4 protein-coding genes and 1 pseudogene are annotated in these 4934 nt (G+C 40.3%); 4 read left to right on the top strand and 1 reads right to left on the bottom strand.

Annotated elements, in window-relative coordinates:
* Positions 1–13: 13 nt before the first annotated feature.
* A complete protein-coding gene (locus BM378_RS20085) occupies positions 14–367 on the bottom strand; it encodes a hypothetical protein (RefSeq protein WP_062567877.1) in 354 nt (117 codons plus the stop codon).
* A 683-nt stretch (positions 368–1050) separates the two neighbouring features.
* On the opposite strand from BM378_RS20085, the gene BM378_RS20100 reads away from it, so the two are divergent.
* From BM378_RS20100 to BM378_RS20795, 4 genes and pseudogenes are all read left to right on the top strand, one after another.
* Positions 1051–3042 carry a replication endonuclease gene (locus BM378_RS20100; protein ID WP_074989883.1) on the top strand — a complete coding sequence of 664 codons (1992 nt, stop codon included), beginning with the start codon at positions 1051–1053 and terminating at the stop codon, positions 3040–3042.
* Positions 3043–3085: 43 nt separating this feature from the next.
* A complete protein-coding gene (locus BM378_RS20105) occupies positions 3086–3403 on the top strand; it encodes a hypothetical protein (protein ID WP_074989884.1) in 318 nt (105 codons plus the stop codon).
* A gap of 269 nt (positions 3404–3672) precedes the next feature.
* Positions 3673–3909 (top strand): hypothetical protein, encoded by a 237-nt coding sequence (locus BM378_RS20110; RefSeq protein WP_074989885.1) that lies wholly within the window; start codon positions 3673–3675, stop codon positions 3907–3909.
* Positions 3910–3967: 58 nt separating this feature from the next.
* A pseudogene (locus BM378_RS20795) lies at positions 3968–4934 on the top strand (hypothetical protein); the annotation flags it as partial.

Raw genomic sequence — 4934 nt, forward strand, 5'->3', positions numbered from 1 at the left:
CGTAATTTATGGGTTATCTACGATACCGCAAAGGCGGGACTGTATTAGTCATAACTGCTGCACTCGCAATTGTCATTGCTACCGCCACACATGCCGCAGTTATTTTCTTTTTTATTTCAGACCAACGATCTTTTAGCTCTTTATCCTTTGTTTTTTCGATAGATAAACTTATAAGAGCTTCTTTCCAATCAACTCCCATTTCTTCTGCCATAGCAATTACTTGGTTAGCAGTTAAAGAACGTTTTCCGTTTTTAATACTAGAAATATTGCCTGAGTTTAGTTCTGGAAAATAGACAGCAAGATCATTATATCTATCAATATTCTTGAACGTTTTGTACTTTTCTAAAAATTCTGAGCTAAATGTCATGTTAAATCCTCCGCTAGACCTATTTTAGTTTTTATTGGTCTTTTTAACCAGTAATTCATTACTACAACTCAATTCTGAGTAAAAAAACTTCATTTATTTTTATTTAATTTCTTCTCAGTAAATATCTAATCTAAACAATACCATACTTAACATTCTATCTCGGAAAACCATTCATTTTTTAGTAATAAAAACCTAAGCCACATTCTTTCATGCTTGACAGAATTATTTTGAAGGCACTAAAATCTTTCAATATTGACAGAATGGCAATTCTTAACAAGGAATACGGATATGAGTTTCACTAAATTACATGAGTTAAACCAATCTTTATCTCAATATTTACTCAATACATTCTCAATCGATATTCCTGACCCAGTAACAATGATGATTTTTTTCATCTTGTACTTACTCGTAATTTTCAGCGCTCTGTCAGCTATTAACGCATCACTTAAAAATTCTTATATGGATAGTGAGGATTAGACCATGTTTATTTATAGATTAGTCCCATATCTTGGCCTGTTTCTAATATATTCACTCACTTCAAAGATTGATACTCTTGAATCTGCATCCCTTAATTTGCTTACTGGTATTGCAATAATTATCTGTCTTCTCTTTGAACTTGCTTTCCAGTCACTACGATTATTTGTGAAATACACTTCTACCTCTGAAAATCGAGGTGAAAAATAATGCCTGCACTATCATCTAACCAATACGCAAAAGTTTTCCCGTTAAATGCAGCAATGAATTTAACGGCCAACTTGCACCCAGCAAACACGGCAAAAGACGTTTTCGAGAACTTATCGAAGCCAATGAAAGAACGTTTTTTCGACTATCAAACGTGGCGAAATCGTATATTTGAACGTCATTCTAACCTTGCTCACATGCTTAGTACGGGTTACTTTTTAGCTGAAAAATTCGGCAATTTAGCCGATGCAAACGCCCGTTTAAAGCATGCAGATGAAGCTTTAAAACTGGGTAATGTGAAGTTCGGACACATCAATTTATCGGTTTCTGACGATGAGCTTTGCGATATTGCAGAGCAAAAAGCTCGCTATTGCGAGCTTAAAATCGCTAAAAATGGTCATAACTTGCAAGTATTTGCACAGTTAGAAGAACTAGCAAATTCATTTACGATTGATGCACCGGTTCTGGTTTCACCATACTGTTCAGCCCTTTCAGCAACATCATTAGTTGGAGCACTTAACCGTTTTGCAGACCCTATTTGGTGGCGTAGAAAATTACGCAAAATCCAAGCTGTAACCATCGAACAATTAGCCCGTGATTTAAGACTCGTTCACAAAAAAGCGAGTGCGTATGTCTCACAACCAACCATCCAAAACCGCCGTGATAGAAAACGTAAATCAGAACAAATCATGTCTGATTTATTTGTTGTTCCTAATGAATCAAATCCATTTGAAGAATTTGAAACATTACAATCAATCATTGAACGTTCGCATACATCGGGTAAACAACAAGCCGCCGAACTCATGGTTCGTATTCGTGGTTTCGAAGAACTGGCCGACATGCATGGCCATCGTGGTGAGTTTTATACTTTATCAGCGCCGAGTCGTTTTCATTCAGTACACCATACAGGCATACCCAACAAAAAATATAACGGTTCAACCCCTCAAGATGCACAAGAATATTTTAACGATATTTGGAAACGTGCCCGCGCCCTATTCGCTAAGCAAGATTTAAGACCATACGGTTTTAGAGTTGTAGAGCCACATCATGACGGTTGCCCACACTGGCACATGCTTTTATTCATGGAAAAAGGTGAAGCAAAACAGGTTCGTAGCATATTACGCAAGCTTTGCACTCAAGATACACCCGACGAATTTAAAACAACATCAACCCGCTTTAAAGCAATAGCCATAAATAAAAACAAAGGCTCTGCGGCTGGTTACATTGCTAAATACATTACCAAAGCTGTTACTGGTGATTGCATTGATAAAGTCACTTGCTCTCAAGCAGGTGAAATGAACGTACTCCCTGCTGATGCCGCCGAACGTGCATCAACATGGGCAAGCACTTTTAACATTAGACGCTTTCAACAAATCGGTGGTCCATCTGTCAGTTTATGGCGTGAACTTAGACGACTAGGCCAAGGCGAACAAGGCAAATGCGAGGTTGCAAACGCAATGAAAACCACACTAGATACCGTATCAAAATATGCCTTAGAAAAGGTTCGTCAAGCCGCTGATTCATCTGACTGGAAAGCGTTTTGTTTAGCAATGGGCGGCGTACAAGTTAAGCGTAAAGACCAAACGCTTAGACTGCATTATCAGATACCTGACATTGTTGACCAAATTACAGGCGAGATTAGCCGAAGCGAAACCCAGTCGCCCTACTTTGCCACCAAATATGGCGACCAACCAGCAAACCGCATTTTGGGTGTTGCATGGGATGCCGTTGTTGTTATCACTCGCCGTGGTACGTCACAGATTTTGACTGAAACTGACATTAAGGCTCAGCGCAAAATCATGATAGGCGTATCAGAGCAGATTCAAGGTTGGCATGACGATGGCCGCTTATTCGAGCCGACCAAAGAAGAAATGCAATTCTTAGAATCATGTGTTTTAGAGGACTATCAAAACATGTGTTTGTTCATGGATTACGAGGCACTTGCAGGCAACATTATGAGCGATGAAATCGCGAGCTTGGACTTGTGTCATTAACTGTAACTTTTAATTTATCGACCACTCATTAAGGAAACTAGCTATGAATATTGAAGGCGCAATCACGGATTTAGCACCAATCAATCGCACCGACGATAAAGGTGTATCACTTCCAACAACCGCTGAATTTAAGCTTCATACGAAGAACCCTGCACAAATTCTGTCTGTAAAAGTCTCTGCTGACCAATACGCAGACGGCACATACAAGCTATTAGAACAAATGCAATCAGACCCGAATGGTTGGGGTTTAAAACCTGTCTTACTCAATATCGAGTATTACGAAGGTGCGAACGTTGCCCGCCAAATGGACTGGAAAGGTTTCCGCTTACACAGTCTACCAACTGAAAGTAAGCATAAGTAATTTTCGGTATGCCACAGTTAATTCCAATATTTAAGGAGCTCTTTATGGATTACCAATCACTACTGGTGACGGCCATTTACTTAGGTTCATTTTATGCGGGGTTTATCAGTGGAAACCGTTAGTAGTATTGACCCAGTACTTGCAAAGGTTATTGGGTTAGCCGTTCTTTGTTGGTTCTCAGGTTTTGGGGCTGGCAAAGTTTTTCACTTCGTGGCCGAAATATTTAAAAAAGCGTCACGTACACATTAATCGTTAAAAGGAATATTCCTATGAAAAAATTAAAAGCTGCTGTGATAGCAACTTTCGTTACTGCTGGTGCTGCTCTTAGCTCTAGCGCTCATGCTGCATTAGATGCGACTCAAGTTACAGCGATTCAAACCGAAGTATTGGGTGATGTATCAACCGCAGTCGGTGCTGGTTTCGCAGTTCTTGCTGTTTCGCTAGCATCATCAATTGGTTTCTCTCTTGTTGGCCGCTTTATCTCTAAAGGTGCTAACGGGGGTTAACCTCTCCTAAATCGGTGGAGCCAGTCTCCACCTTTCCCAACTCTAAAAAGGCGCGACTATGCGATTACTAATATTTATATTGGCGCTTACAAGCGCTTTTTTTGTTCCTAATTCTTACTCGAATGAAACATTACCCGAGGATTTTAGGCATCCTAAAGGTGAGTTATGGAAAGAAGTTTACTGTCACATGACTACATCCTATACATTCAAAGGAATTAATGCGTCCCTTGAGATGTGTATTGAAGTTTTACAACCTCAAGCCGAAAAAAAATATGGTTGGCAAATGTCACAACCAGACGCTAAATGTGTCGGTAGTTTGGAAGGTCAATCAGTTAAATTCGAGTGTTCACACTACAACCCTAATGGTAATCCCCCTTCTGGTTTTTATTATGGAACTGCTAGAATAAATGGAGAAGAATATGTTTATTCTTGCCCACCAGACCACGCACCTGAATATGATAGCGTTTATCCTTATTCTCTTTCAGAGCCGGGCTTCGTTTGTGTCAAATCTTCTGTTTTGCCTGACCCTGATTTAGACCCTGATTGTCCGGCACCAACAGATAACGACCCTTTTATGTTTGGTACAGGCCAGCAACAAACTATCTGTTTTAATAACCCAGATGGTTCTCAATGCTCTATTCAAACCGATTCAAATGGTGGTTATTACATGCCAGTTTCTTATGGCTCTCAAGAACCTGTTGCTTGTAATCCGACTGACCCAGACCCAACTGACCCAGACCCAACTGACCCAGACCCAACTGACCCAGACCCAACTGACCCAGACCCAACTGACCCAGACCCAACTGACCCAGACCCGACTGACCCAGACCCGACTGACCCAGACAAAACACCTGACCCTGACCCAAGTCCAGAGCCAGACCCAACTGATAACACAGATGCGCCTGACGTTCTCCCAGCGCTTAATCAGATAAACGATAATTTACATGCAATCAATAACAATATGAATTCTGGCTTTCAGAATAATCATGAACGTTTAGACAGGGTTGCAAAAGAAATTCAAATAT

The sequence above is a fragment of the Pseudoalteromonas lipolytica genome, assembly GCF_900116435.1.
GTDB lineage: Bacteria > Pseudomonadota > Gammaproteobacteria > Enterobacterales > Alteromonadaceae > Pseudoalteromonas > Pseudoalteromonas lipolytica.